The following is a 3,098-nucleotide window of genomic DNA, read 5'->3' as shown; positions in this document are numbered from 1 at the left end:
GCCCCGGATCCATGGATCCGGGGCCCCGCTTGATCTGTCAGCCGTCCGGCCTGAGGCCGACGCGTCCGTTCAGATCAGATGCGATCCTTGCGGTCGTTGCGGCCGTCGAGGTCGCGATCGGTGGCGTCGCCGTCGACCTTGACGTCCTCGTGGCGGACCTCCTCGGTCACCGTCTCGGTGTCCTGCACCTGGCGCTTGCCCAGGGAGACCTTCTCGGCGTCCACGGTCTTGTTGACGACCGGGGTCTCCTCGTAGGTGGTCACCTCGACGTCCCCGTCGCGGCCGGCGGTGCGGGCCTCGGCGGAGTTCGGGTCGACGGACTCGCGCTCCACCACGACCTCCTCGCGGGTGACGGGCACCTCGACGGTCTCGGTGGTGGTGTAGGCCTGCTTGCGCAGACGGACGCGGCCGGAGGCGCGGCGCTCGGTGCCGACGTTCAGGTGCTCGTCCTTGACGACGACGGAGTCGGCGTCGGTCACGTCGCGGCGATCGCGGTCGGTCACGTCGCGGCGGTCGCCGTCCACGACGGCCTCGTCGCGGCGGTCGGCCACGCCGGCCACACCCGCGGTGCCGGCCACGCCAGCGGCGCCGGCGTCGGTGCGCACGTCGTCACGACGCACGTCGCCGTCGTGATCCGCGGCGGAGTACTCCATGGAGTAGTACTCGTAGATGCGCTGCTCCTCCTCGGGGGTCAGCGAGCCGTCCGCGTCCACGTTCGGGGCGTCCTTCACGAAGGACTTCTCGAAGGGCACCGTGATGCCGTCGGCGGTGGTCTGGGCCTGCTGCAGCGGGACGAAGGTCTCGCGGGCGCCGAACAGGCCGGTCTTCACCGTGATGAAGGTGGGCTCGTTGGTGACGTCGTCGAGGTAGACCTGACCGACGGAGCCGATCTTGTCGCCGTCGGTGGCGAAGACGGTGGAGTTCTGCAGCTGGTCGAGAGCGTTGCGGTCCATGAGGAATTCTCCTTCTGAATTGGTGTTTTGTTGCCTTACACTCATTCACAATTCCCCATGGGCCCGAGTGGCGTCAACCATCGGCCCCCCAGATTCCCAATTCCCAGACTTTTCCCAGAATCTGGGTGTGATCCGCATGATTCCGCGGATTCTTCGTCCGGGCCTGCTGTGGATCCTGGGGGATCGGTGGGAGTGTGGCGCATGCGGTCCGCGACCCTTGACGGCCACCGATATTGTGTGGAATACGCGCGCCGCAGGCGTGAAAACGATCCCGAGGAGAGTGGAGGCCCCATGTCCGAGCCCCTGGTGGCCGAGCGCCGCCTCGCAGTGGTGGGAGCCGGCCCCCGCGGCGTCATGCTGCTGGAGCGGATCCTCGCCCGGCTCGAGGGCGCGGCCCCGGACGCACACCCCCGGCGGCTGCGCATCGACGTCGTGGACCCCTATCCGCCCGGGCCAGGGCGGGTGTGGCGCACGGACCAGTCCGAGCTGTACCTCATGAACACCCCCGCGTTCTTCCCGACCGCGTGCGCCGCCGACAACCCCGGTCTGCGCCCCTCCACCGCCGCCCAGACCTTCGACCAGTGGCGTCGCGTGCACCCGGAGGCCAGCCTCGGCGTGCGCCGCCACCAGTACCCGGCGCGGGCGGTCTACGGGCGCTACCTCCGGCACCTGTACAAGGACGTCGTCGCGGGGCTGCGCGCCCGTCCCGAGGTCGTCGAGGTCGTCGAGCACCGCGCCGAGGCCACCGCCCTGCACCCCCGGCCCGACGGCGGTGCCTGCCTGGAGCTGCGGGACGCCGACGGTGCGGTCGCCGCGCTCGACGCGGACGCCGTCGTGCTCTGCCTGGGTCATCAGCCGGCGGAGCTCAGCCCCGGCCAGAACCGGATGGCCGCCGCCGCGCGGGGCCGGGACGAGCTGCACTACCAGGGCCCGCAGATCCCCTCGGACGTGGACTGGGAGACCGTGGAGGCCGGCGCGGACGTCCTCGTGCGGGGCATGGGCCTGAACGCGTTCGACCTGCTGGCCCAGCTCACCCAGGGCCGGGGCGGGGTGTACCGCCGCACCGGCGACGGACCCGGCCGGGCCCTGCGGTACGAGCCGTCGGGGGACGAGCCGCGCCTGCACCTGATGTCCCGCCGCGGCATCCCGTACCTGCCCAAGGCGGAGGTGGACGCCTTCGTGCCCCGCGGCGTCACCCTCAGCTACCTCTCCGACGCCGCCGTGGACGCCCTCGCCGCCCGGCACGGGGCCCTGGACCTCGCCGAGCACCTCTGGCCGCTGCTGCACCGCGACGTGGTCCGGCACTACTACGCCACGCTCGTCCGGGCCCAGCCCGAGATCCTCGGCGGCCCCGTCGAGGCGCGCCGGTTCCTCGGGGAGCTCGTCGGCCAGCTCGAGGAGGCCGGCCGCGGCGCCCCCGTGACCTCCGCGCACGCCGAGGAGCTCCTCCAGCGGTACGCCCCCGGCCGCCGCTTCCTCGACATCCTGGCCTATGGGTCCCCGTTCGAGGACGCCGTGTTCGCCTCCCATGAGGACTATCAGCGGGCCGTCGCGGACCTCATGGAGCAGGCCTGCGTGGAGGCCGCCCTCGGGGAGGAGTCCCCGTTCATGATGGCCGTCGGCGCGCTCCATGCCGGCCGACTGCGGATCAAGGCGTGGATCGCCGAGGGTCGGATCGCCGAGGCCTCCCGCATCCGGGACGTCCAGGGCTGGTTCGAACCGCTGGTCGAGGGCCTCGCCTCCGGCCCGCCGCTGTGGCGCGTCGAGCAGATGCTCGCGGTGCACCGGGCCGGCCTGCTCACCTGGGCCGGCCCCGCGCCCGTGGTCGAGGCCGAGGAACACGCATTCACCGCCCACAGCCCCCAGGTGGGAGCGCAGGACTCGCTGGGGCCCGCCGTCGTCGAGGGGGCCTGGCTGGTGGAGGCGATGATGCCGCCCAACCGCGTGCAGGCCGCCGCCTCCCCGCTGGTCCGTCAGATGCTGGCGGACGGCGTCGCCGCGGCCGGGACGTGGGAGGACGAGGAGGGTGTGCGCGTGCCCGCCACCGGCTTCGACGTCACGGCCCGCCCGTACCGGCTGCGGGCCGCGGACGGCACGGTCCACGCGGACGTGTTCGTGCTGGGCCTGCAGCTCTCGGGCGTGCAG

Annotated in this window: 2 protein-coding genes; one reads left to right on the top strand and one right to left on the bottom strand. The window is 72.5% G+C overall.

Features of this window, described 5'->3' with window-relative positions:
- Positions 1-74: 74 nt before the first annotated feature.
- Complete coding sequence (locus HMPREF3105_RS00955; RefSeq protein ID WP_070708559.1) at positions 75-953, bottom strand: PRC and DUF2382 domain-containing protein; 879 nt, start codon at positions 951-953, stop codon at positions 75-77.
- Positions 954-1,244: 291 nt separating this feature from the next.
- Here HMPREF3105_RS00955 and HMPREF3105_RS00950 point away from each other — a divergent pair.
- A partial coding sequence (locus tag HMPREF3105_RS00950; RefSeq protein ID WP_070708558.1) for an FAD/NAD(P)-binding protein occupies positions 1,245-3,098 on the top strand: 1,854 nt, incomplete at its 3' end.

It is taken from the genome of Micrococcus sp. HMSC31B01 (assembly GCF_001816085.1).
GTDB lineage: Bacteria > Actinomycetota > Actinomycetes > Actinomycetales > Micrococcaceae > Micrococcus > Micrococcus luteus.
Note: the sequence above shows the minus strand (reverse complement) of the source record. Positions and strands in the feature narration are given on the sequence as shown.

Excerpts from the sequence above, each read along its gene's own strand:
- HMPREF3105_RS00955 (WP_070708559.1), bottom strand. The coding sequence starts at position 953 with ATGGACCGCAACGCTCTCGACCAGCTGCAGAACTCCACCGTCTTCGCC.